The 23,726-nt window shown below is 69.3% G+C and carries 23 protein-coding genes; 11 read left to right on the top strand and 12 right to left on the bottom strand.

Features of this window, described 5'->3' with window-relative positions; translation table 11 throughout:
* From V5F74_RS21590 to V5F74_RS21555, 8 genes are all read left to right on the top strand, one after another.
* Nucleotides 1-975, top strand: a complete 975-nt coding sequence (locus tag V5F74_RS21590) for a quinoprotein relay system zinc metallohydrolase 2 (protein WP_245279295.1) — start codon at nt 1-3, stop codon at nt 973-975.
* A 352-nt stretch (nt 976-1,327) separates the two neighbouring features.
* Nucleotides 1,328-3,133, top strand: coding sequence for a lanthanide-dependent methanol dehydrogenase XoxF5 (gene xoxF5, locus V5F74_RS21585; protein WP_029556271.1), 1,806 nt, complete (start codon nt 1,328-1,330; stop codon nt 3,131-3,133).
* 251 nt (nt 3,134-3,384) lie between these two features.
* On the top strand, nt 3,385-3,927 hold the full coding sequence (locus V5F74_RS21580; RefSeq protein WP_029556270.1) for a c-type cytochrome, methanol metabolism-related: 543 nt from the start codon (nt 3,385-3,387) through the stop codon (nt 3,925-3,927).
* Complete coding sequence (locus V5F74_RS21575) at nt 3,899-4,792, top strand: substrate-binding domain-containing protein (RefSeq protein WP_051678893.1); 894 nt, start codon at nt 3,899-3,901, stop codon at nt 4,790-4,792. The genes V5F74_RS21580 and V5F74_RS21575 overlap by 29 nt, the downstream gene beginning before the upstream one ends.
* Before the next feature lie 74 nt (nt 4,793-4,866).
* A complete protein-coding gene (locus V5F74_RS21570) occupies nt 4,867-5,403 on the top strand; it encodes a PQQ-dependent catabolism-associated CXXCW motif protein (RefSeq protein ID WP_029556268.1) in 537 nt (178 codons plus the stop codon).
* Between the two features lie 86 nt (nt 5,404-5,489).
* Entirely contained in the window at nt 5,490-6,338 is an 849-nt protein-coding gene (locus V5F74_RS21565; RefSeq protein WP_051678892.1) for a quinoprotein dehydrogenase-associated SoxYZ-like carrier, read from the top strand.
* Between the two features lie 100 nt (nt 6,339-6,438).
* Nucleotides 6,439-7,143: a molecular chaperone DjiA gene (locus V5F74_RS21560; protein ID WP_029556266.1), complete on the top strand. Its 705-nt coding sequence runs from the start codon at nt 6,439-6,441 to the stop codon at nt 7,141-7,143.
* Nucleotides 7,143-7,931, top strand: coding sequence for an N-acetylmuramoyl-L-alanine amidase (locus V5F74_RS21555; protein WP_029556265.1), 789 nt, complete (start codon nt 7,143-7,145; stop codon nt 7,929-7,931). The genes V5F74_RS21560 and V5F74_RS21555 overlap by 1 nt, the downstream gene beginning before the upstream one ends.
* Nucleotides 7,932-7,994: 63 nt before the next feature.
* Here the strand turns inward: V5F74_RS21555 and V5F74_RS21550 are convergent, their stop codons facing one another.
* The 11 genes from V5F74_RS21550 to V5F74_RS21500 all read right to left on the bottom strand — a co-directional run bounded on the left by V5F74_RS21550 (nt 7,995) and on the right by V5F74_RS21500 (nt 18,120).
* Nucleotides 7,995-8,981, bottom strand: a complete 987-nt coding sequence (locus V5F74_RS21550) for a KpsF/GutQ family sugar-phosphate isomerase (RefSeq protein WP_029556264.1) — start codon at nt 8,979-8,981, stop codon at nt 7,995-7,997.
* A 145-nt stretch (nt 8,982-9,126) separates the two neighbouring features.
* A complete protein-coding gene (locus V5F74_RS21545; RefSeq protein WP_029556263.1) occupies nt 9,127-9,741 on the bottom strand; it encodes an LbetaH domain-containing protein in 615 nt (204 codons plus the stop codon).
* A complete protein-coding gene (locus V5F74_RS21540; protein ID WP_029556262.1) occupies nt 9,738-10,445 on the bottom strand; it encodes a DUF1045 domain-containing protein in 708 nt (235 codons plus the stop codon). Before V5F74_RS21540 ends, V5F74_RS21545 begins: the two co-directional genes overlap by 4 nt.
* A 33-nt stretch (nt 10,446-10,478) precedes the next feature.
* Nucleotides 10,479-11,117, bottom strand: coding sequence for an MBL fold metallo-hydrolase (locus V5F74_RS21535; protein WP_029556261.1), 639 nt, complete (start codon nt 11,115-11,117; stop codon nt 10,479-10,481).
* A gap of 31 nt (nt 11,118-11,148) precedes the next feature.
* Complete coding sequence (locus V5F74_RS21530) at nt 11,149-11,979, bottom strand: alpha/beta hydrolase (protein ID WP_029556260.1); 831 nt, start codon at nt 11,977-11,979, stop codon at nt 11,149-11,151.
* A gap of 36 nt (nt 11,980-12,015) precedes the next feature.
* Entirely contained in the window at nt 12,016-13,359 is a 1,344-nt protein-coding gene (locus V5F74_RS21525) for a DUF3422 family protein (protein ID WP_394009947.1), read from the bottom strand.
* Between the two features lie 130 nt (nt 13,360-13,489).
* Nucleotides 13,490-13,744, bottom strand: a complete 255-nt coding sequence (locus tag V5F74_RS21520) for a GCG_CRPN prefix-to-repeats domain-containing protein (protein WP_250165448.1) — start codon at nt 13,742-13,744, stop codon at nt 13,490-13,492.
* Between the two features lie 110 nt (nt 13,745-13,854).
* The gene (locus tag V5F74_RS21515) at nt 13,855-14,166 is read right to left on the bottom strand and encodes a GCG_CRPN prefix-to-repeats domain-containing protein (protein ID WP_394009946.1); all 312 of its coding nucleotides are present in this window, start codon (nt 14,164-14,166) and stop codon (nt 13,855-13,857) included.
* Nucleotides 14,166-14,666 (bottom strand): Spy/CpxP family protein refolding chaperone, encoded by a 501-nt coding sequence (locus tag V5F74_RS21510; protein ID WP_250165447.1) that lies wholly within the window; start codon nt 14,664-14,666, stop codon nt 14,166-14,168. Before V5F74_RS21510 ends, V5F74_RS21515 begins: the two co-directional genes overlap by 1 nt.
* Nucleotides 14,667-14,857: 191 nt before the next feature.
* On the bottom strand, nt 14,858-17,404 hold the full coding sequence (locus V5F74_RS21505) for an ABC transporter permease (RefSeq protein ID WP_394009945.1): 2,547 nt from the start codon (nt 17,402-17,404) through the stop codon (nt 14,858-14,860).
* Nucleotides 17,401-18,120, bottom strand: a complete 720-nt coding sequence (locus V5F74_RS21500; RefSeq protein WP_394009944.1) for an ABC transporter ATP-binding protein — start codon at nt 18,118-18,120, stop codon at nt 17,401-17,403. Before V5F74_RS21500 ends, V5F74_RS21505 begins: the two co-directional genes overlap by 4 nt.
* Between V5F74_RS21500 and V5F74_RS21495 the strand changes: the two genes are divergently transcribed.
* Both V5F74_RS21495 and V5F74_RS21490 read left to right on the top strand, forming a co-directional pair.
* Nucleotides 18,119-18,844 (top strand): arylesterase, encoded by a 726-nt coding sequence (locus V5F74_RS21495; protein WP_081837521.1) that lies wholly within the window; start codon nt 18,119-18,121, stop codon nt 18,842-18,844. The two genes, V5F74_RS21500 and V5F74_RS21495, sit on opposite strands and share 2 nt — an antisense overlap.
* A gap of 163 nt (nt 18,845-19,007) precedes the next feature.
* Complete coding sequence (locus V5F74_RS21490; RefSeq protein ID WP_394009943.1) at nt 19,008-19,310, top strand: hypothetical protein; 303 nt, start codon at nt 19,008-19,010, stop codon at nt 19,308-19,310.
* Nucleotides 19,311-19,434: 124 nt separating this feature from the next.
* Here V5F74_RS21490 and V5F74_RS21485 read toward each other — a convergent pair whose 3' ends face one another.
* The gene (locus V5F74_RS21485) at nt 19,435-21,429 is read right to left on the bottom strand and encodes a c-type cytochrome (RefSeq protein WP_394009942.1); all 1,995 of its coding nucleotides are present in this window, start codon (nt 21,427-21,429) and stop codon (nt 19,435-19,437) included.
* A 135-nt stretch (nt 21,430-21,564) separates the two neighbouring features.
* Between V5F74_RS21485 and ligA the strand changes: the two genes are divergently transcribed.
* On the top strand, nt 21,565-23,703 hold the full coding sequence (gene ligA / locus V5F74_RS21480) for an NAD-dependent DNA ligase LigA (RefSeq protein WP_394009941.1): 2,139 nt from the start codon (nt 21,565-21,567) through the stop codon (nt 23,701-23,703).
* Nucleotides 23,704-23,726: the final 23 nt, after the last annotated feature.

Raw genomic sequence — 23,726 nt, 5'->3', positions numbered from 1 at the left:
ATGGAGCGTTCCGGAGCCCATGGCTGCAAGCCCCAGATGGTGCCGCGCGTGGCCGCAGGCGTGGCGCTCGCGGCGCTGCTGGTGGGCGCGATTCCGGCTGCAGCGCAAGCGCAGCCGGAGCCGTTCGCGGTGAGCGAGATCGCCCCCGGCGTCTTCGTCCATCAGGCGCCCTATGCCCTTGCATTGCCGAAGAATCTCGGCTTCGTCGGCAATGCCGGCTTCGTCGTCGGCAAGGATGCCGTGGCGGTGATCGACACCGGCGGCAGCAAGGCGGCGGGGGAGGCGCTGAAGGCGGCCATCCGGGCTCGGACGACGCTGCCGATCCGCTATGTCATCAACACCCACATGCACCCCGATCATGTGCTCGGCGATGCTGCGTTCGTGGGGCCGGGCGTGACCTTCATCGGCCATCACAACCTGCCGGAGGCGCTCTCCGCCCGCGCCTCTTCCTACCTTTCCGCCACCGAGCGCCTCATCGGGCCGGAGGCGGCGGAGGGGACGCAGGTGATTCTGCCCGACGAGACCGTGGACAAGGTGCGCAGCATCGATCTCGGGGAGCGTCCGCTGCGTCTCGAGGCGTGGCCGACCGCCCATACCGCCACCGACCTCACGGTATTCGACGAAAAGACAAGCACCTGGTTCCTCGGCGATCTTCTCTTCCTGGGGCATGTCCCCGCCCTCGACGGCAAGGCCCTGGGCTGGATCGCCCTCCTGGAGGAGATGAAGCGCCGGCCTGCGGCCCGCGTGGTGCCGGGCCACGGTCCCGCCTCCGCCCCCTGGCCGGACGCTGCGGCGCCCACCGAGCGCTATCTCAAACGCCTCGTCGCCGACGTGCGTGCCACGGTCAAGGCCGGCGGCACCATGGCCGAGGCGGCCCGCGCGGCTGGTCGCGAGGAGGCGCCGGACTGGAAGCTGTTCGACGACTTCAACGCCCGCAACGCGACGTCGGCCTATCACGAGCTGGAATGGGAATAGGGCCGCGCAGCCGCTGCCGAACGCGAATATTGCTGCGCTGCAAAATTACGTAGGGCAACTTCGCGCTTGCAGTATAAATCGCCTCGTCAACCGGACATTTGGCGTATTGCCTTGGGCGAAAACATTGCTTACGTTCCTCACAGCTTCGGCTTCAACAGCTCCGTGCGGGGAACGCGGGGTTGGTTCGCAGGCCTGCGGGACGCACTTGTCACCGCAAGGCTTCAGGGCATCACGCCGGTCGTGACACGCTGCCGAAGTAGATGGAGTCCCCCAAGGCGAAAACAAACGCTCAGTGCGTTTCCCGCTCCACATGCGCGTGGAGGCGGACCCGCATCCATCGGAGGAAGCCCGGATGAGACGTCTTTTGGTTTTGACCGCCACGGCGGCGGCAACCGTATTTTTCGGCGCGCCCGCCAGCGCGAATGACAGTGTTCTCAAGCTTACCCAGGACCCCAACCAGTGGGTTCTCCAGACCGGCGACTACGCCAACACCCGCCATTCCAAGCTCAAGCAGATCACGACCGACAACGTGAACAAGCTCCAGGTCTCCTGGACCTTCTCCACGGGCGTGCTGCGCGGCCATGAGGGCTCTCCGCTGGTCGTGGGCGACATCATGTATGTCCACACGCCCTTCCCGAACATCGTCTATGCCCTCGACCTCAACAACGAAGGCAAGATCATCTGGAAGTACGAGCCGAAGCAGGACCCCACCGTCATTCCGGTGATGTGCTGCGATACGGTGAATCGCGGTCTCGCCTATGCCGACGGCAAGGTGTTCCTGCATCAGGCCGACACCAAGGTCGTGGCGCTCGACGCCAAGACCGGCAAGGTGGCCTGGTCGGTGGTGAACGGCGATCCCAAGAAGGGTGAGACCAACACCGCCACCGTGATGCCGGTTAAGGACAAGGTCCTCGTGGGCATCTCCGGCGGCGAGTTCGGCGTGCAGTGCCACGTCACCGCCTACGACATCAACACCGGAAAGCAGGCGTGGCGCGCCTATTCCGTCGGCCCGGACAGCCAGATCCTGTTCGACGAGAAGACCACTGCGCTCGGCAAGCCCGTGGGCAAGGATTCGTCCCTCGCCACCTGGCAGGGCGACCAGTGGAAGACCGGCGGCGGCTGCACCTGGGGCTGGTATTCGTACGACCCGCAGCTCAACCTGATCTATTACGGCTCGGGCAACCCCTCGACCTGGAACCCGAAGCAGCGCCCGGGCGACAACAAGTGGTCCATGACCATCTTCGCCCGTGACGCCGACACCGGTGTCGCCAAGTGGGTCTATCAGATGACGCCCCACGACCAGTGGGACTATGACGGCATCAACGAGATGATCCTCGCCGACCAGCAGATCGGCGGACAGACCCGCCCGACGCTGGTGCACTTCGACCGCAACGGCTTCGGCTACACGCTGGACCGCAAGACCGGCGAGCTGCTCGTGGCCGAGAAGTTCGACCCGGCGGTGAACTGGGCTTCGAAGGTGGACATGGACAAGAACAGCCCGACCTATGGTCGTCCGCTGGTCGTGGCCAAGTATTCCACCGAGCAGAACGGCGAAGATGTGAACTCCACCGGCATCTGCCCGGCGGCGCTCGGCACCAAGGACCAGCAGCCTGCGTCCTACTCGCCTGACACCGGCCTGTTCTACGTGCCCACCAACCATGTGTGCATGGACTACGAGCCGTTCCGCGTCAGCTACACCCCCGGCCAGCCCTATGTGGGTGCCACGCTCTCCATGTTCCCGGCTCCCGGCAGCCATGGCGGCATGGGCAACTTCATCGCGTGGGACGCCAAGCAGGGCAAGATCGTGTGGTCCAACCCGGAGCAGTTCTCCGTGTGGTCCGGCGCTCTCTCCACCGCCGGCGGCGTGGTGTTCTACGGCACCCTCGAAGGCTACCTGAAGGCGGTCGACGCCAAGACGGGCAAGGAACTTTACAAGTTCAAGACCCCGTCCGGCATCATCGGCAACGTCATGACCTACACCCACAAGGGCAAGCAGTACGTGGCTGTGCTCTCGGGTGTCGGTGGCTGGGCCGGCATCGGCCTCGCGGCCGGACTGACCGACCCGAACGCCGGCCTCGGCGCGGTGGGTGGCTATGCGGCCCTCAGCAACTACACCGCCCTCGGCGGTCAGCTGACGGTCTTCGCCATCCCGCAATGATCGGGCGGCGTTAAGGCCAGGCGCATCTCGCATGCGCAGTCGGGCCGGCTTGGGGAGACCCCCGCCGGCCCGATCCTTTTCACAGCAGGCAATGCCCCGCCGGCCAGAGCCGGAACGGGTACCTGCGCCCGGCGCTCGCGCCCGCCGATGCGGGATTTTCGCGGCCCGGCCCCTTGCGAAACCGGAGACGGATGCGCCCCAGCCCCCCAGGGCCCGTCTTCGCCCTTCGTCAGTCGTTTTGGAGAGATCGTGTGGTTTCCTCGCTCACCCTGACCCGCGCCGGCGCATTCTTCCTCGCCGCCTTCTCGCTCGCCCTCGGCAGCACCGCCTCGCGCGCCGAGACCACCAAGCCGGCGGACCCCAAGCCGGTGAAGGAGGAAGGCGGCCGCTATTACGATGTCGACGGCGCGCCCACCTACAACATCAAGCCCGATGGCCAGGTGGACTGGCTGACCTATTCCGGCTACCGCCGCTACCACGCCGAGTGCCACGTCTGCCACGGCCCGGACGGCATGGGCTCCACCTACGCCCCGGCCCTCGCCGACTCGCTGAAGACGATGAACTTCGACCAGTTCAGCGAAGTGGTCGTCGGCGGCCGCCAGAACCTGAGCAACGGCAACGACCGGGTGATGCCGTCGTTTGGCCTGAACAAGAACGTGATGTGCTACCTCGACGACCTCTACGTCTATCTGCGCGCACGCTCCACCGACGCTCTGGGCCGCGTCCGCCCCGCCAAGCGGGACGACAAGTCGAAGGAGATTGCCGATGCCGAGAAGGCCTGCCTCGGCGAGTAGGGAACGGTTCGCGCCCCTGCTGGCGTCGCTCGCGACGGCAGCCCTCGCCGCCATCCTGCTGCTCAGCCCTTCGGGGGCCGGTGGGCAGCAGATTCCCGACCAGGTCTCGGCGGATGCCCTCCGGGTGTGCGCCGATCCCGCCAACATGCCCTTCTCGAATTCCGCCGGTGAGGGATTCGAGAACAAGATCGCGGCCATCGTCGCCGACGAGCTCAAGCTGCCCCTGCGCTATTATCTGATGCCGCAGGGCCCCGGTTTCGTGCGCAACTCGCTGGGCCGTCGCCTGTGCGACGTCATCATCGGCTATGTGGCCGGTGCCGACCTCGTCCTGCACACCAACCCCTATTACGAATCGGTGTTCGTGCTGGTGGTGAAGGCCGGCGGTCCGCTCGACGGCGTGACCCAGTTGTCCGATCCGAAGCTCAAGACGGCGAAGCTCGGCGTCATCGCCGCGACCCCGCCGGCCGACCACCTTCTTGAACTGGGGCTCATAGGCAATGCCCGCACCTATTCGCTCCTCGTGGACCGGCGCTATGCCTCCCCGGCCGAGGAGATGCTTGCGAGCCTCAATGCCGGCGAGATCGACGGCGGCCTGCTCTGGGGGCCCTCGGCCGGCTATTTCGCGGCGCGGTCAGCGACGCCGCTCAAGGTGATCCCGCTGGTGAAGGAGGCGCCGCGCCCGGCGCTGGCCTACCGAATCACCATGGGTGTCCGCCCCACCGACCACATCTGGAAACAGACGCTCAACACCGTGCTGCGCAAGCGCGCCGACGACATCGAGAAGGTGCTCGTCGCCTATCACGTCCCGCTTCTGGACGAGGACGGCCAGCCCATCGCGCCGCACGCCGGGACGCCGGGCCAGTGAGCCGGACGATGCAGGGAGCGGGCCGGAGCAGCCACCTTGCGATCGCTGTGCTGGGCGGGCTCTGCCTGCTGGTGATGCCGGCCCTTGCTCAGCCCGTCGCCGCACCTTCGGCGCCTTCCGCCCCGACTGCGGCTCCACCGGCAGAGCCCGAGGGCTACCGGCTGGATGCCTATCGTGCGCCGGTGCCGGCGACACTCCATGGCGCCCGCGTGCTCGATGCTGCCGCTGCGGCCGAGCTGTGGCGCAAGGGCGGAGCCGCCTTCGTGGACGTGCTGCCGCGCCCGCCCAAGCCGGCGGGCCTGCCGGCGGGAACGCTGTGGCGGGACCAGCCCCACTCCACCATTCCGGGTGCCATGTGGCTGCCCAATGTGGGTTTCGGCGCGCTCAATGCGGAGACCGAAAGCTATTTCCGCGCCGGCCTTTCCGCCGTCACCCGCGGCGATGTGAATGCGCCGCTTGTGATTTTCTGCCAGCGTGATTGCTGGATGTCGTGGAACGCCGCCAAGCGCGCCCTCGCCTATGGCTACACGGACGTATCCTGGTTTCCCACCGGCGTGGACGGCTGGGGCGAAGCCGGGCTTCCGCTGGAAGCGGCGCAGCCGCGCCCCTAGGCGGAACCCGACCCGTGCGTCGCCGGCAGACGCGGCGCGGACAATAAGGCCGACACGGCCATGACCGACTCTTGGGAGGCAATGCCATGAAGCGCTTATCCCTGCGCTGTTCCGCCGGCACCACGGGAGCCGTGCTCGCAGCTCTGATCTCCGCAATGCCGTTGGCCGGGATGCTGGCCAGCCCCGCCGCCGCCGAGTCCGCGCAGGCCGACCCTGACAGGCCGGAAGCCACATGGTCGTCCATTCGCGGCGACATCTTCCCTTCGGCCAAGATCACCGACGCCGGCAATGCGGTGCGGATCGACGCACCTGGCCGGGCGGAGGATGCTGCCCTCGTGCCCCTCACCCTCGCGCTCGAACTGCCCAAGGACGATCCGCGCACGCTGAAGGCTGTGACGCTCATCATCGACGAGAACCCGTCGCCTGTGGCCGGCAGATTCGCCTTCGGCGACGGCATCCGCACTTTCTCGCTCTCCGTACGGGTGCGGGTGAATTCCTACAGCTGGGTGCGCGCCGTGGCCGAGACCAGCGACGGTGCCCTTATCATGACGAAGGCCTATGTGAAGGCAGCGGGCGGCTGCTCCGCGCCGGCCACCAAGGACACGGCGGAGAGCATCGCCAAGCTCGGGGAAATCCGATTCCGCTCCTTCGCCGATTCCGGCCGCCCGGAGGCGCAGGTGCAGATCCGCCATCCCAATTTCTCCGGCCTGCAGATGGACGAGGCGACGCGCGGCTACACGCCGGCCTGGTTCGTGCGCGAGGTTCAGGTGAAGCAGGGCGCCAAGCTCATCTTCGCCATGGAGGGCGGCATCTCCATCAGCGAGGACCCCACCTTCCGCTTCAGCTTCACCCCCTCCGCAGCCCCCGTCTCGGTCCGCGCCGAGGACACGGAGGGCAAGATCTTCGCCCGGACCTTCCCGGGCAACGGGAGCTGAGCCGCAACGTTTCAGGAATCCCGCAGCGCAGGCCCCCTCGCTCGCCTTGCCGGCGCCGCATCCCTGCTCTAGCTCCGCCGGAGCGGATGCGGAGGATCAGGTGGCTTACGGTCTCATCGGCGGGGCAGGTGTGGGATTTGCGCTGGGGGGGCCGCTCGGCGCCCTGCTCGGGGCATTGGCGGGCCATGTGATCGACCGCGTTCTGCTCGCTCCCGCGCCCAAGCCTGCTGCCTTCTCCATCGCCCTCATTGCGCTGTCCGCCAAGATGGCCAAGGCCGACGGCGTGGTGGTGCCGGCGGAGGTGGAGGCCTTCCGCGAGGTGTTCGACATCCCGCCCGAGGATCTCGACGCGGTGGCGCGCCTCTACAATCTCGCCAAACAGGATACCGCCGGCTTCGAGGCCTACGCCCATCAGGTCGCGGACCTGTTCGCCGACGCGCCGGACACGCGGGAAGACCTCATGGACGCGCTGTTCCACGTGGCGAAGGCGGACCATGCCTTGCACGAGAAGGAGCTCGTCTTCCTCGCCGAGGTCGCCCGCATCCTCGGCTTCGAGGGGCTGGCCTATGAGCGCATCGAGGCGCGCCATGTGCGGCGCCCGGGCGATCCCTATGCCGTGCTCGATCTCGACCCCGGCGCCAGCGATGACGAGGTGAAGGCGCACTGGCGCGCGCTGGTCTCGACCCACCATCCCGACCGGCTCGCCGGCCGTGGCCTGCCACCCGCCGCCATCAAGCTCGCCAACGATCGGGTGGCGGCGCTCAATGCCGCCTATTCCACCATCGCCCGACAGAGGGGCCTGTGATGGACGCGCCCGCTTCCCCCGAACTTGTCGCCTCCGATTCGGCGCTGGTGGATACGCTTGTTCCCTCCCCGAACTTCGGCGAGCGCCGCTCAAGCATCGACATGCTGGTCCTGCACTACACTGGCATGGGCAGCGCCGATGCGGCCATCGAGCTGCTGCGGACGCCGGCGGCCGAGGTCTCCTGCCATTATGTCATCCGGGAGGACGGCAGCATCGTGCAGATGGTGGCGGAGGGCGCGCGGGCCTGGCACGCGGGGCTGTCCTCGTGGGAAGGCATCACCGATACCAATTCCCGCTCTATCGGCATCGAGATCGTCAATGGCGGCCACGATTTCGGCCTGCCGCCCTTCCCGGACGTGCAGATCGCGCGGGTGATCGCCCTGTCCCAGGACATCATTGCCCGCCACGCCATCCGCGCAGACCGGGTGCTCGCCCATTCGGACATCGCCCCGGCGCGCAAGCGCGATCCCGGCGAGCGGTTTCCGTGGCAGGCACTGCACGTGGCGGGCGTCGGCCATCTGGTCCCGGAAGCGCACATCACCGGGGGGCGGTTCTTCATGCCGGGCGATGCGGGGGAGCCGGTGGCGGCGCTGAAGGCCATGCTGGCGTGGTATGGCTACGGCATTGCTCTCGATGACGCGTATGACGCCGCGACCGCCGAGGTTGTGGCCGCCTTCCAGCGCCATTTCCGTCCCTCGCAGGTGGATGGGGTGGCGGATGCCTCGACCCTGCTCACCCTGCGCAACCTCATCGCCACCCGGCCGGACAAGGCGATCCCGGTGGCCTGAGCGAGGCGGTATATTGCTTCGCTCAATCGCCGCGCGGGCTTGAACGGGCGCGTGCCCGTTCGGTCAGGCGATGCCGGTGAGCAGCAGATCGTGGATGTGCAGCACGCCCACCGGCGCCCTGTCCTCCACCACCAGCAGCGCGGTGATCTTGCGCGCGTTCAGGATGTTCAGCGCCTCGGAGGCGAGCTGGTCCGGCCGCACCGTGCGGGGCGCCGGGGTCATGATCTCGTCCACCGTGCGGGCGGCGAGGTCGTTGGCCATGTGGCGGCGCAGGTCACCGTCGGTGACGATGCCGGCGAGCGCCCCGTCCTGAGCCACCACGCCGACGCAGCCGAGACCCTTGGCGCTCATCTCCACCAGCGCCGCGCCCATCTTGGTGCCGCTCTGCACCAGCGGCAGGGCCTCTCCCGCGCGCATCACGTCGCGCACGAATTTCAGGCTGGCGCCCAGCTTGCCGCCGGGATGGAGCTGGCGGAAATCGAGCGCGGTGAAGCCGCGGCTCTGCAACAGCGCCACCGCCAGCGCATCGCCCAGCGCCAGCTGCATGAGGGTGGAGGTGGTGGGGGCGAGCCCGTGCGGGCAAGCCTCCTGCGCCACCGGCAGGTTCAGCACCACGCTGGCCGAGGAGGCGAGGGCGCTGGTGGGATTGGACGTGAAGGCGATCAGCGGCACGTCGAAGCGGCGCGAATATTCCACGAGGTCGCGCAGTTCCACCGTCTCGCCGGACCACGACAAAGCGACGATCACGTCGTCGGTGGTGATCATGCCGAGGTCGCCGTGGCTGGCCTCGGCGGGATGGACATAGTGGGCCGGCGTGCCGGTGGAGGCGAGCGTCGCGGCGATCTTGCGCGCCACGTGCCCGCTCTTGCCCATGCCGGTGATGATGACCCGGCCATGGGAATTCTGGATGGTCGCCACCGCCACGTCGAAGGCGGCGCCGAGCGGGCCGGCCATGGCCTTGGCCAGGGCCTCGAGCCCGGCCTTTTCGGCATCGAGGGTCGCCAGCGCCGAGACCACGGACGCGGGATGGATATGGGGGACGGGCGGCATGTCGGAACCGCCGGGACCCTCGGGATCGCCGTCGGCGGGAGTCTTGTTCACCGGAGAACGCATCATCGGCGATGATTAGCACCCTTCCGCGCCGAAGGGGAGCGGTGGGGCGGCGGCGGTATCGGGTTGGCCAAAGGCGCGGCCTTCAGCCCTCGTATTTCTCGAGGAAGGCCTCGATGGGGAGGCTGCGGAAATCCGGCAAGGCGGCGCGGAGCTGCGCGTGGGTCCAGTCCCACCAGCCGAGCGCCTGAAGGCGCGCGGCGATCTCCTCGGGAAACCGCCACTTCACAAGGCGCGCCGGCACGCCGGCGACGATGGCATAAGCGGGCACGTCTTTCGACACCACCGCGCCCGCCGCCACCACGGCCCCGGTGCCGATGCTGCGGCCGGCCAGCACCACCGCGCCGTGGCCGATCCACACGTCATGGCCCATGGTGAGCTGCTGGTCGCGCCGCCACTGGAAGAAATCCGTCTCGTCTTCCTCGCCGGGGAAATAGGCGGAGGCGCGATAGAGGAAATGGGATTGGGAGGCCCGCCACGTCGGGTGGTTACCGGGATTGAGGCGGGTCATGGCGGCGATGGAGCAGAACTTGCCGATGCGCGCATAAGCGATGTCGGAATCGTTCACCACGTAGGAGTAATCGCCCATCTCCACTTCGAGCAGCTTGGTGCGCGGACCGACCTCGGTGTAGCGGCCGAGGGTGGAGGCGCGGACCTGCGCCGTGGGATCGATGAGCGGTGTCTCACCGAGCTGCTTCATTGGGTGGCTCCCAGCGGATACCGCCGCAGGAGCCGGAACTGCGGCGCCCCGGGCTCCTGCACGTAGAGCGCCGTGTCCGTGATCGTCGCCGGCACGTCCGCGCCGCTGGCGGCGAAGGCGGCGGTGAGTGCGTTCAGCGCCTGAACCCGCTCCGGCTCCGGCAGCGGACCGGTCAGCGTCATGTGGAAGCGGAACTCGTCGAGCACGTAAGGGTAGCCATAGGTTTCCAGATAGCCGAGCTGGCGGGCCGAGAGCCGGTCGGGCCTGCGCCGCGCGATCTCCGAGGCCGAGAGCGGGGCGCGCAGGCCATCCAGCTCCAGCACCGCCGAGCGCGCGAGGTCTTCGAGCTTGGGCGATGGAACCGCCGGCACCAGCGCCACGAACGGCCCGATGGCGCGGACCTCCAGCGGCGGCATCTCGAAGGCATGATGGCCGGCGGCGCAGCGGGCCATCAGTTGGACCAGATCGTCCTCAGACGCGCCGTCCGCGAGCCGGAACGGCGCCTTCAGCGTGCCGTGGAAGCCATAGCGTCGGGGCTCGGCGGTCGCCTGATGCCAGGCCGCCGCGTCGAAGCCGGCGATGTCGGGAGCAGCCAGCGCGGCGCCCGTCTCCGCGTCATAGCCGAGCGCCGCCGAGCCGAAGCGCCAGAGGGCGCCATCGGAGGGCGGGGCGAGGTAGACGGCGTAGCGCCGGGCGGCAGTCACGGGCGGTCTCCTGAAGAGTGGGTGCTGGGATGGTCAGCGCAGGAAGGGATTATGCGCCTTCTCGTCGCCGATGCTCGTGACAGGACCATGACCGGGAAGGCAGACCATATTGTCGCCGAGCGGTAGCAGCTTTTCCTTGATGCCCTTGATGAGCAGATCGGGATCGCCATAGGGGAAGTCCGTGCGCCCCACCGAACCCCGGAACAAGGTATCGCCGACGATCGCGAGGCCCACCGGGCGGTGGACGAACACCATGTGTCCCGGCGTATGCCCCGGCACGTGCAGCACCTCCAGCGACACGTCGCCCACGCTCACCGTGTCGCCTTCTTTCAAATAGAGATCCGGCGTCACCGAACGGGCGCCCTCGATGCCGTATTTCTCGGCCATGCGCGGGATGTCATCGATGATGAACTGGTCCGCCGCGCCCGGGCCTTCCACCTTCACGCCGAGGCTTTCCGCCAGTTCCGCCGCTCCGGCGGCGTGATCCACATGCCCGTGGGTGAGCAGGATCTTCTCGATGGTCACGCCGGTCTCGGCGATGGCGGCGCGGATGCGGTCGAGATCGCCACCGGGGTCGATCACCGCGCCCTTCATGGTCTTGGTGCACCACAGGATGGAGCAGTTCTGCTCGAACGGCGTGACCGGCACGACGGCAATCTGGATGGGCTGCATGAAAGGTCCGTTCTGGCGTGTCGTGTTCCGGTCACTGGGAGATGGCGCGGGCCATCTCCACCAGCCGGCGCACCATGTGCGAGGAGGGATCAGCGAGCGTATCCACCACCGTGAAGTGGTTCGCGCCCGGCACGTCGAAGGCCTGCGCGGCCACGCCCTTGGCGCGCCAGCTCGCGGCGAGGTCATGGGCCTGCCGCAGGAATTCCGCGCTCTCGGCCCCGCCGACGAAGGCGTCGAAGCTGCGTCCCGCCGGCACCGGCCAGGAGGCGGGGGAGAGGCGCCGGGCCTCCTCCGCATCGAGGCGCAGCGCCTTGTTCATGGAGGTGGGGACGAGCGGCTCAAGCTCATAGACGCCGGAGATGCCGAGACCGGACGGGATCAGATTGTCCGGCGTATCCACATCGATCTCCCGCCAGGAGGTGGCGGCCAGCGCTGCGGCAAGGTGGCCGCCGGCGGAATGGCCGCACACCACCAGCGGCCGGCCGACGAGGCGGTAGAGGGTAATCGCCGCGGCCCGCGCCTGGGCGAGGATGGTGCCCACCGGCACCAGCGGCGCGAGGTCATAGCCGGCGAACGCCATGGCGACGCCATGGGCGAGGCACCCGGCCGCGGCAAAGGTGAAGTCCCGCGGGTGCAGGGACTGGAAGTAGCCGCCGTGGAGGAACAGCACCACCGGCGCCTGCCGGTCGGTACCCGGCCAGATGATGTCGAGGATCTGCCGCGGGCCGGAGCCGTAGGGTACGCCGAGGTCAGCCGCCACCGCTGCCCCGCGCATGGCGGCCGAGCTGTGCGCCCAGCGCTCGAAGATGGCGGGATGGTCCGGCACGCGGGCACGGTTGTTGTATTCGACCTCGTGGTCCATCAGCCCTCCCCCTAACCTCTTTTGGATCCCCGTCGTTCAATCCCCGTCGCCGTGGGCGCTGCGGATGCGTCGCACCACGGACCACACGCCCAGGAGCGCCAGCGGCACGGCGGCCGCCGTCACCAGCCCCACGTCGATGTGGATGCCGAGCATCCTGGCGTCGACGCCGCTCTCGTGGATGCCATCGGCGAGGTGGTGCACGAGGCTGACGACATAATAGGAAATCGCCGCGACGGACAGGCCCTCGACCGTCCGCTGCAGGCGTAGCTGCAGGCGGGTGCGGTCGTTCATGGAGGTGAGCAGGTCGCGGTTCTGCTGCTCCAGCTCCACGTCCACGCGGGTGCGCAGCAGGTCGGCGGCGTTGGCGAGCTTCTGGGCGATCTTGTCCTGCCGCTCCTCCAGCGTGAAGCAGGTGCGCATGGCCGGCGCCATGCGGCGGTCGAGGAACTGCTGCCAGGTGGGAAAGCCCGGCACCGACATCTCGCGGATGGTGGCGAGGCGCAGCCGCACGATCTCCATGTAGGCGCGGCTGGCGCCGAACCGGAACAGGGAGGCGGTGGCGCCCGCCTCAAGCTCGGCGGCGAGCGCCACCAGTTCGTCCAGCAGGCGGTTGTTGTCGGAAAGGCCCTTGGCCGACATCATCTCGGTCGCCGAGCCGGCGAGCCGCTGCTCGATGCGCGCCACCTCGGGCGCGAGGCGCTGCGCCTCCGGGAGGCCGAGAAGGGCGAGGGTGCGGTAGGTCTCGATCTCCAGCACCCGCTGCACCAGCGCGCCACACGCATCGGCGCCGAGGCCGCGGTCGCGCACCAGGATGCGCACGAAGCCGGAGGGATCGGCCATGAAGTCGGTGGCGATCTCGGCGAAGCCGTCGCTCACGTCCGCGCGGGCGAGGCTGGAGCGGTCGAACACCTTTTCGAGGAAGAAGTCCTCGGCGGTGTCCCGCAGGAGGTGCAGATCCACCGCCACCAGCAGCGGACCGGGCTGCGGCACTTCGCCGAAGGGGCTGGCGAGGGTGGTCGCCGGCGGCTGGAACGGCAGGCCCCCCTCCGCAAGGTCAAGGGAGGGCAGGTCCCAGGTGTAGGTGCAGAATTCCGCGTGGCTTTCCCAGCGCAGCTCGGCGCCGCCGAAGGAGACGTGATGATATTTCGCCCCCGGTGCCGGGGCCGGCAGCCCGCGGGCGTTGCACAGCGCCGCGAGCGCGGCGCGGTCGGACTGGGCACCCGCCGCATCCAGCAGGAAGGCGGCATGGAGCATGCGGCGCGGTGCCGAGACCGGCACGAAGGGGCGCGCGTGCAGTTCCCTCAGGATGGCCGCGCGCAAGGGGTGGGCGCCGAGCGCCCGCCCTTCGCCGATGACGAGATCCGCCTCGCCTTTGGTCATGATGGCGCTCCCCTGCCGTTTTTTCCGTGCTTGCACGGCGGCGCCGTCCGATCAAGCGTTCGGCGGCCGCCCTGTGGTCGCACCGGGCCGGAAGAGGTGCACTTGCACCGAAGTGAGGAGCAGGTCTGCCTCAGCGGCAGACGCGCACGGGGCCCCACGGGCCGGGGCGCCACCAGCAATAGCGCGGCCCCCAATACGGCCGCCAGTAGTTCGGACGACAGCCGCCCCAGGGGCCACGGTGCCAGCCGATGCCGCAGCCGCCGGCGACCGTCTGGACCGTCGCGAGCCGATCGAGCGGCTGTGGCGCCGGGAAGGCGGCGGCGACGCCGGTGCCGAGCCCGAGAAAGCCCGCAGCGGCGGCGGCGATCAGGATCTGTTTGCGCATGATGTCTCTCCTGTTGCCGAGAGCGAAGCGGCGTGCCCGCCGCCGTTTTACGACGCAATAGACAGGGCGGCGATCCAGCCGCCGCCCTGGGGAAACGCTTCAGCCGCGCTTCAGTTGCAGACGCGGACCGAGCCGTAGGGCCCGGCCCGCCACCAGCAGTGACGCACGGGCGCCACCACCACGGGGCCGGGCGCGACCACGACCGGACGGGGTGCCACGACGACCGCGTGCGGGGCCACATACACCGCGCCATTGCCGCGACAGCCGCCCCACGGGCCGCGATGGAAACCGACGCCGCAGCCGCCGGCCACGGTCTGGACGGTTGCGACCTCAGGCGCCTGCGGCAGCGGGAAGGCGGCCGCCGGAGCGGCGAGCGCGCCGAGCGCCGGGGCGGCGAGGGCGAGAAGGGTCAGCGCGCGCATCACTCCTCCTCCTCGAAGATCCACAGCTCGGAGGTGTTGGGCTGCTGGCCGTTGTCATGCACCCCGAGGAAGGTGGGGATGCGGTTGCGCTGGGCCGGGGTCAGCGAGGCGACGAAGGGCTTGGCAGCCTCGACGAAGTTGGCGAGCGCCTTGCCGCGGGCCTGTTCGGCGGTGGCGACGTTGGCGAGCACGTCCAGCACGGTGGCCGGCGGCGGGGCGGAGAGGCGCTTCTCGCGGCGTTCGATGGCGCCCTTCACCGCGTCGCGGATAGAGGCTTCCACCGGCGGCCAGAGCTTCTCCTGGTCGGGGGTCAGGCGCAGCACGGTCTTGAGCGCGGCGAGGCGGGCGTCGAGCACGGCCGCGGCGTCTTCGGCCGTGTAGGGCGCGGCGTCGGTGGGAGCGGCGGGCGCCGGCTGGGCGGCCGCGATGCCGCCCGCGAAGACCGTGCCGAGGGCCACGGCCGTCGCCGAGGCGAGGGCGAACTGACGGAAAGAGCGCATGTTCTTTTGCTCCCTGTGCGGTCCGGCGGAGTGCCGGCCGGTCTGTCCGGGATCGTGCCGGAAGCGGCGCGCATCCGGGGCCGCGCCGATTCGCGAGGCGTCGGCGCGGTGCAGTTTGGTACCATTCCTCCACGAATGCCGGTAAATATTTCGTGGAGCCGGCGAAGAATAACGTACCGTCAAATACTTGGCTAAAGGTGTCGAAGCACCCGCGCAGGGGGCGCCGAAAGTGCCCGAAGGGTACCCAGCAGCCCGACCACCAGCGTCACCGCCAGCGCCGCCACCACTGCGCCGAAGGCGGGAAGGGGGGCGAAGGTGAAGGGGATGTCCATCACCTGCGTCACCACACCCCAGGCCGCCGCCGTGCCCGCCGCAGCCGCGACGATGGCGGTGGCGAGGCCGAGGCCGGCGTATTCGAGGCCATAGGCGAGGGTCAGCCGGCCACGGGTGGCGCCCAGCGTCTTGAGGATCACCGCATCATAGATGCGCCGCTCGCGCCCGGCGGCGAGCGCCCCGGCGAGCACCAGGACGGAGGTGATGAGGGTGACGAGGCTGGCCGCGCGGATGCCCAGGGAGAGGTTGTCCAGCATCCGCTGTGCTTCCTCCAGCGTCTCCTTCACCCGCACCGTGGTGATGGCAGGGAAGCGCGCCGCCATGGCTTTCAGCAGCGCGATCTCCCGCGCCGTGTCGCCGCCATCCGGGAAGGCGAGGGTGGCGAGCACCGTATAGGGCGCGCCGGCGAAGGTCGCGGGCGAGAACACCATGACGAAATTGATGCCGAGCCGCTCCCACTTCACCTGTCGCAGGTTGGCGATGCGGGCGGTGACGCTGCGGCCCAGCACGCTCACCGTCACCGTGTCGCCGAGCTGGAGGCCGAGGCCGGTGGCCAGTTCGCTGTCGAAGGAGACGAGGGGCTCGGTCTCGTCTCCCGTCCACCACTTCCCGTCCACCACGGTGGAGCCCTCGGGCACGGTGGCGGAGGAGGAGATGCCGCGGTCGCTCTGCAGCACCCAGGCGGCATCGGGGCGGGGCTTCACTTCTTCCGCGGGGATGTCCTTCACATGGGTGATGCGCCCGCGCAGCATGGGCACCGACTTCACCACCGCCCCCGGCGCCTGCTCGGCGAGGAAGGCGCGGAATTCGGCTTCCTCGCTGTTCGGCACGTCGACGAAGAAGAAGCTCGGCGCGTTTTCGCGCACCGGGCCGTTCAGCTCGCGGTTGAGGCTCGCGTCCACCAGCGAGATGCCCACCAGCAGCGACAGGCCCAGCCCCAGCGAGAGCACGACCGAAGGCGTGAGCGCGCCGGGCCGGTGGATGTTGCCGAGGGCGAGGCGCGCTGCCGCGCCGCGTGGCCGGGGCGCCCGCCGGGCGAGGGCCATGAGGCCGGAGGCGACCAGCCGCAGCAGCACGAATACGGCGGCGGCGGCGGCGAGGAAGATCGCGGCGGCCCTTTTGTCGTCGGAGGTGAAAAGGGCGAGCACCACCAGCGCCGCCCCGAGGCCGCCGACGAGCAGCAGATAAGGCAGGGAAATGCGCCGCCGCATCTCGCCGATGCCATCCCGGAACAGCGCCGAAACCCGCGCCTCCTGCGCCCGCGCCAGCGGGATCACCGAAAACACGGCGGCAACCACCAGCCCGTAGAGCGCCGCTCGCGCCAGCGCCGCCCAATCGAGCTGCGGATCGAGGGGAAACGGCACGAGCGCGCCGATGGCGGCGGTGGCGGCGAAGGGTAGCGCCGCACCCAGAATGAGGCCGAGCACGATGCCGAAGGCGGAGATGAGGCCGATCTCCGCGCCGTAGGTGAGGAAGACGTCGCGCCGGGTCGCGCCCACCGCCTTCAGGGTGGCGATGACCTCCAGCTTGCCGGCGAGATGGCTCGATACCGCATTGGCGACGCCCACCCCGCCCACCAGCAGCGCGGTGAGGGCTACGAGGGTGAGGAACTGGCTGATGCGCCCCACATTGCGCGCAAGCTGGGGCGTCGCGCCGTCGCGGGTGCGCACCTCGAAGCCGGCGCGGCCCATGGGCTCGCGCACCTCCCCCATCACCGCCTTCAGGTTCTCGGGGGCGGGATTGTCCAGCAGCAGCCGGTAGCTCCAGCGCACGAGACTGCCGGGCTGGATGAGGCCGGTGGCCGGGAGCGCGGCCTGGGAGATGAGGAGGCGGGCGCCGAGGCCGACGCCGGAGGAGAGCTTGTCCGGCTCGCTGGTGAGCGTGGCGCGAACCTCGAAGGTGGCGTCGCCCAGCCGGATGCGATCCCCGGTCTTCACGCCGAGCCGGCCGAGCAGCACCGGATCGGCGGCGGCGCCGAACACGCCGTTCTTTTCCTTCAATGCGTCCGCAACGGGCATGGGCGGGTCGAGCCCGACCGTGCCGACGAGGGGATAGGTGCCGTCCACCGCCTTCACCTCGGCGAGGGAGGCATCGCCCGCCTCGGTCCGGGCCATGGCGCGCAGCAGGGCGACGGAGCCGAGGGTGCCGTGGCGGTCGAGGCTGGAGCGCTCATCCGCCGTCATCTCCCGCTGCACGACGCTGAAGCCGGCGTCGCCGCCGAGGATGGCGCGGCCCTCCCGCTCCAGCCCTTGGGTGAGGGCGCCGGCGAACGAGCCGATGCCGGCGATTGCGGTCACGCCCAGCACGAGGCAGCCGAGGAAGATGCCGAAGCCCCGCCGCGCGCCGCGCAATTCACGCAGGGCGAGACGCAGCGGCACGGGGAGCCGCGAGGTGGCGAGGCTCATCGGGCGGCCACCTCGAGGCCGGACTTGCTGTCCTCCTCGATCGCCCCCGAGCGCAGGCGCAGCACCCGGCTGCACCGGCGGGCGAGCGCCGCATCGTGGGTGACGAGCACCAGCGTCGTGCCGCGGGCGCGGTGGACGGAGAAGATGAGGTCCATCACCTGCCGGCCGGTGGCCTCGTCCAGATTGCCGGTGGGCTCGTCGGCGACGAGGATGGGCGGCTCGGGGGCGAGGGCGCGGGCGAGCGCCACGCGCTGCTGCTCGCCGCCGGACAGCTGGCCCGGATAATGCTGCGCCCGCTCGGCGAGGCCCACATTGGCGAGTTCCTGCCGCGCACGGTCGAAGGCGTCGGCGCGGCCGGCGAGTTCCAGCGGCACCGCCACGTTCTCCAGCGCGGTCATGGTCGGGATGAGGTGGAAGGACTGGAAGACGATGCCCACATGCCGGCCACGGAAGCGCGCCAGCGGATCCTCGCCGAGGCGCGTGATATCCGTGCCGGCGACGTTCACCTGCCCCGAATCCACCCGCTCCAGCCCGGCCATCACCATGAGCAGCGTCGACTTGCCGGACCCCGACGGCCCGACGAGGCCCACCGCCTCGCCTGCCCCGATCTCGACAGAGATGTCCTTCAGGACATGAACCCGGGCCGCCCCGGTACCGAGGGAAAGGTCCACATGCTTCAGCGCGATGGTGCGAAGCGGAGAGGAAATATCGTCCATGCCAGGGTTTGCCGTGCGTCCGGTGCTGCGTGGGGTCGGGCAGGGAGGAAAGAGAGACCTGCCGGTTGCCCCATGGGACCTGTCATTTAAGGCGGTGACGGGGCTGATCGCCGCTTTCCTCGTCTTCACGTTCGCGTCAGGGGCGGCGGCGGCGCCGCTGCGCATCGTCGCCTTTGGCGACAGCCTGACCGCCGGCTACGGCATTCCGCGCACCGCCGCCTTTCCCGCCCGGCTGGAAGCCGCGCTGAGGGCGAAGGGGCTGGATGTGAAAGTGGAGAATGCCGGCGTCTCCGGCGAGACGGCGAGCCAGGGCCTCGCCCGCCTCGACTGGTCGGTGCCCCAGGGCACGGACGCGGTGATCGTGGAGCTGGGCGCCAACGACATGCTGCGCGGGCTCGACCCGGCCGTGACGCGCAAGGCGCTCACCGAGATCGTCCAACGGCTGCGCAAGCGCGGCATCACGGTGCTCCTCGCCGGCATGAAGGCGGCGCCCAACATGGGCCGGCCCTACCGCGAGGCGTTCGACAGGATATTCCCGGACATCGCCGAAGCCGAGGGCGTGCTGCTCTATCCCTTCTTCCTCGAAGGCATCGCCGGCGACCGGGCGCTGAACCTGCCGGACGGGCTCCATCCCACGCCCGAGGGCGTGGACCGCATCGTCGCCGGCATCCTGCCCACGGCGGAGCAACTGGTGGTGCGTGCCCGGGAAACGGCGGCGCGATAACGGGCACCGATCTTTTGCTTATTATTTCATCAATTTGACCCGGGCCGATCAGGCCTTGACCAATCCATAGTCACGATTCTAGATTTCGCCGTTTTTTGGGGGTTGCCCCGCCAGTACCGTTGCGTCCCAGCGTATTTTTCAATGACAGCAGTGAGAATGAACAATGGTCCGGGAATTTGAGTATCAGGGAGAAACGTTCCGCGTCACCGCCCACGGCATCCACGGCCACGAAGAGATTTTCATCGTCCACATCGAGGACGACGGCGTGGAAGGCGGCGAGATCTCCATCGATCGCATGACCGAGGAGAACGACACCACCGCCCCCATCGAGGACATCCTGGTGATGCTCTGCGACAAGCTCATTCCCCAGAGCGAGATCAAGGTGCAGACCCCCGGCGCTCCGTTCGCCTGGCGGCAGGGCAACGTGGTGTTCGACGTCCACGACGGCCTTCAGAGCCACGACTGACGCCCGCCGGCGCCGCCCCGCTCCGATTTTCCGGCACAAAAGCAAACGGCCGCCCCGGTTTCCGGAGCGGCCGTTTCACATGAAACAGGGTTAACGGCCACCCTCGCCGGGGGCGGCCGGCACCTCACTTCTTCTTGGCGGGAGCCGGCGTCGCGGCCGGGGCAGCCTCCACCACCGTCTTGCGCGGGGGCAGCAACTGGAGCGTCTGCACCGCCTGGCCGGCGAACTGGTTGAGCAGCGCGTTCTGCTCCGCCACCGAGGTCTTCACCCCCGTCACGATCCGGCAATAGGAGGCGATGAGGGCGTTGGCGACGTCGGACGGCCGGGCCTTCGGGTTCTGCTGGTAGAGCGTGGTCGCCGCGGAGGCGATGGCCGCGCCCTGCATGGGGGGCTTCACGCCGGTGAGCAGCTTGGCCGCTCCCGCCGAGAGGTCGGTCGGCACTGCCTTGCCGTCATCGGCCGGGCAGGCCAGCTTGTCGGCGAGGCTCGCCGGCTCCTTCAGCACGAGGCCGGGACCCACCGGCAGCGCCCAGGCGATGGGCTGGCTGTCCACCGGACCGGAGATGGTGCGGCGCGACACTTCCATGGCGGCCTGAAGGGTGAAGCGGCGCAGCTCGGCGGTCTTCTGCCAGTCGGGCGCGTTGCTCTTGGCCACAACGGGGCAATAGGCGGCGGTGAGCGCATCCACGATCGTGCCCGAGCCGGACGAGCCTGAGGCGGCCTTGTAGGTGTCCACCATCATGGGAATGGAGCGCTGGCCGCCGGCCATCATGGCCGAGAGCGCGGCCACCGCCTTCGCATCCGGGCCATCCGAGCCGGGAGCACCGCCCACGTCGGGGCAGGTGAAGGCGGAGGCCGCCTGCGTGCCGTAGTCCGGCGCCGCGGCGGCGCGCCATGCCGCGACCATGGAGGGGGTCACGTTCGGCGCGGCTGTATTGCCCCACGAGGTGCGCACGTAATTGGCGAGGTCCGCCACCTGCTGGTCGTTGAGCCGGCCGGCGAAGGAGGGCATGGCACCGTAGGTGCCGCCCGCCGGCAGGCCGCCCAGCACCGCCATGATGATGTTGTAGGGCTCGGCCGCGATCACGGCCGGGTTGCCGGCGAGCGCGGGGATGGTGTCGGTGCGGCCGGCGCCCTTGTCCATGTGGCAGACGGCGCAATTGTCGATGTAGAGCTTGGACGCCCGCGCGTAGACGTCGGCGGAAAGCGGGGACGCCTTCTGCACCGCCGGCTTGTCGGCCGGGGGCGGCGCATCGAACAGGTAGGTGACGAGCGCGGCACGGTCCTGCGCGGTCATCTTGCTCACGGAATCATGGATCACCTCGGCCATGGGGCCGAACACGGAGGTCTTGCCCGGCACGGAGCCGGTGGCGAAGAAAGTGGTCAGCGTCTCCGGCGTCCAGGTCTTCTTGAGCGAGGCGGTGTCGATGTCGGGCGCCCAGAAGCCGTCGATGTCGGCGCCGAGGAACGCGGCCTTGGCCTTGGTCGCGCCCATCAGGTTGCGCGGGGTGTGGCAATCGCCGCAATGGCCCAGCGCGTTGACGAGGTAGGCGCCGCGGTTCCACTCGGCGCTCTTGCCCGCGGTCGGGTGGAAGCGGCCCTGGTCAAAGAACAGCTCGCGCCACGCCAGCATCCCGAGGCGGATGTTGAACGGGAATTCCAGCTGGTTGTCCGGCGGGGTGTTCGGGATCGGCGGGATGGCGCGCGCATAGGCCCACAGGGCCTTCATGTCGTCGTCGGTGATCTCGGTGTACGCGTCGAACGGCATGGCCGGGTAGAGATAGGCCCCGTCCTTACGGATGCCGTTGCGCACCGCGTTCACGAACTGGTCGTAGGTCCACAGGCCGATGCCGGTGGTGCGGTCGGACGTGATGTTGGGCGAGTAGATGGCGCCGAAGGGCGTGTTCAGCGCGAGGCCGCCGGCGAAGGGCTTGGACTTGTCCCCGGTGTGGCAGGGCATGCAGTCCGCCGCCTTGGCGATGTATTCGCCGCGTGCCACGAGGGCCGGATCGGCTGACGGGTCGGGGGCGAACTGCGCCAGAGCCGGCGTTGCGGCGCCGAGAAAAGTGGCGGCGGCAAGCGCCGCAAGCCGGCGCGTGTATCGGGACACCCTGACCATTTCATCCCCCATGAGATTCGCGTCGGCGTACCTTAGACATTTTTCAAGAACGCGACATTGATCGAAAACCAGACGGAGGGGATATAGCTCCTGCCCCCGCCGGCGACGGCGGACGCCTGCCGGGAACCGCCGACGATGACCAAGCCCGCTTTGCCCCTGCGCTCCCTCACCGTGGAGGACCTCTCGCCCTCCGACGCCGCCGCCGAGCACGCGGCCCTCGCCGAGGAGATCAAGGGCCACGACGCGGCCTATTATCGCGAGGACGCGCCGCTCGTCTCCGATGCCGAATACGACGCCCTGCGCCGCCGCTACGAGGCCATCGAGGCGCGCTTTCCCGGCCTCGTGGGCGAGGACAGCCTTTCCGCCAAGGTGGGCGCAGCGCCGTCGGAGAAGTTCGGCAAGGTGGTGCATGGCGTGCCCATGCTCTCGCTGCAGAACGCCTTTTCCGACAATGAGGTCGAGGAGTTTGTGGCGCGGGTGAAGCGCTTCCTCGGGCTCGGGGCGGAGGAGGAGGTGGCCTTCACCTCAGAGCCGAAGATCGACGGGCTTTCCTGCTCGCTGCGCTACGTGGCGGGTCGCCTCGAGGTGGCCGCCACCCGAGGCGACGGCACCGAGGGCGAGGACGTCACCGCCAATGTGCGCACCATCGCCGATATCCCCGACCGGCTCCATGGCCGTGGCGTGCCGGACGTCATCGACGTGCGCGGCGAGATCTACATGGCGAAGGCCGATTTCGAGGCGCTGAACGCGCGGCAGGCGGCGGCGGAAGAGAAGGTGTTCGCCAATCCGCGCAACGCCGCCGCCGGCTCGCTGCGCCAGCTCGACCCCGCCATCACGGCATCGCGGCCGCTGAAGTTCTTCGCCTATGCCTGGGGCGAGGCGACGCCGCTTCCGGCCGAAACCCAGCATGGCATGGTGGAGGCCTTCGCCCGCTGGGGCTTCTCCACCAACCCGCTCATGGTGCGCGTGACCAGCGCGGCGGAGCTGATCGCCCATTACCGCTCCATCGAGGCGCAGCGGGCGAGCCTGCCCTATGACATCGACGGCGTGGTCTACAAAGTGGACCGGCTCGACCTGCAACGGCGCCTCGGCTTCGTCTCCCGCTCGCCCCGCTGGGCCATCGCCCACAAGTTCCCGGCCGAGCAGGCGACCACGGTGCTGGAAGCCATCGACATCCAGGTGGGCCGCACCGGCGCCCTCACCCCGGTGGCGAAGCTGCTGCCGGTGACGGTGGGCGGCGTGGTGGTGGCCAACGCCACCCTGCACAACGAGGACGAGATCGCCCGCAAGGACATCCGCGTCGGCGACACGGTGGTGGTCCAGCGCGCCGGCGATGTGATCCCGCAGGTGGTGCGGGTGATCGAAGAGAAGCGGCCGGCGGAGTCGAAGCCTTACGAATTTCCCACCCTGTGCCCCGCCTGCGGCTCCCATGCGGTGCGCGAGGTGGACACCAAGACCGGCAAGATGGACGTGGTGCGCCGCTGCACCGGCGGCCTCATTTGCCCGGCGCAGATGGTGGAACGGCTACGCCACTTCGTCTCGCGCAACGCCTTCGACATTGAGGGGCTCGGCGAGAAGCAGGTGCGCGCCTTCTACGACTGGGGGCTGATCGCCTCACCGGCCGACATCTTCACGTTGGAAGCGCGCAACGCGCGCTCCCTCCAGCGGCTGGAAAACCGTGAGGGCTGGGGCAAGACCTCGGCGGCGAACCTGTTCGCGGCCATCCAGTCGCGGCGGAACGTGGCGGTGGACCGCTTCGTCTTCGCCCTCGGCATCCGCCATGTGGGCGAGACCAACGCCAAGCGCCTCATGCGCCATTACGGCACGGTGGAAGCGCTGGAAGCCGGGGCGCTCGCCGCCGTCATCCCCGGCGAGGAGCACCCCAAGGGCAATGACGCCTGGCAGGAGATGCTGGCCATCGACGGCGTGGGCGACGTGGTGGCGGAAGCCGTCATCGAGTTCTTCCACGAACCGCGCAACCGCGAGGTGGTCGCCGCCCTGCTGGCGGAGGTGACGCCCGCCCCCATGGAGCGCGTCGCCGCCGAAAGCCCGGTGGCCGGCAAAACCGTGGTCTTCACCGGCTCGCTGGAAAAGATGACCCGCGACGAGGCGAAGGCCATGGCCGAGCGGCTGGGCGCCAAGGTCGCCGGCTCCGTCTCGGCCAAGACCGACCTCGTGGTGGCCGGCCCCGGCGCGGGCTCGAAGTTGGAGAAGGCGCAGGCGCTGGGAGTGAAGGTGATTACCGAGGACGAGTGGTTCGAACTGGTGGGGTGAAGGCGTTTCGCCGGCTTACGCCC

The sequence above is a fragment of the Xanthobacter aminoxidans genome (assembly GCF_043193615.1).
Taxonomy (GTDB): Bacteria; Pseudomonadota; Alphaproteobacteria; order Rhizobiales; family Xanthobacteraceae; genus Xanthobacter; species Xanthobacter aminoxidans.
Note: the sequence above shows the minus strand (reverse complement) of the source record. Positions and strands in the feature narration are given on the sequence as shown.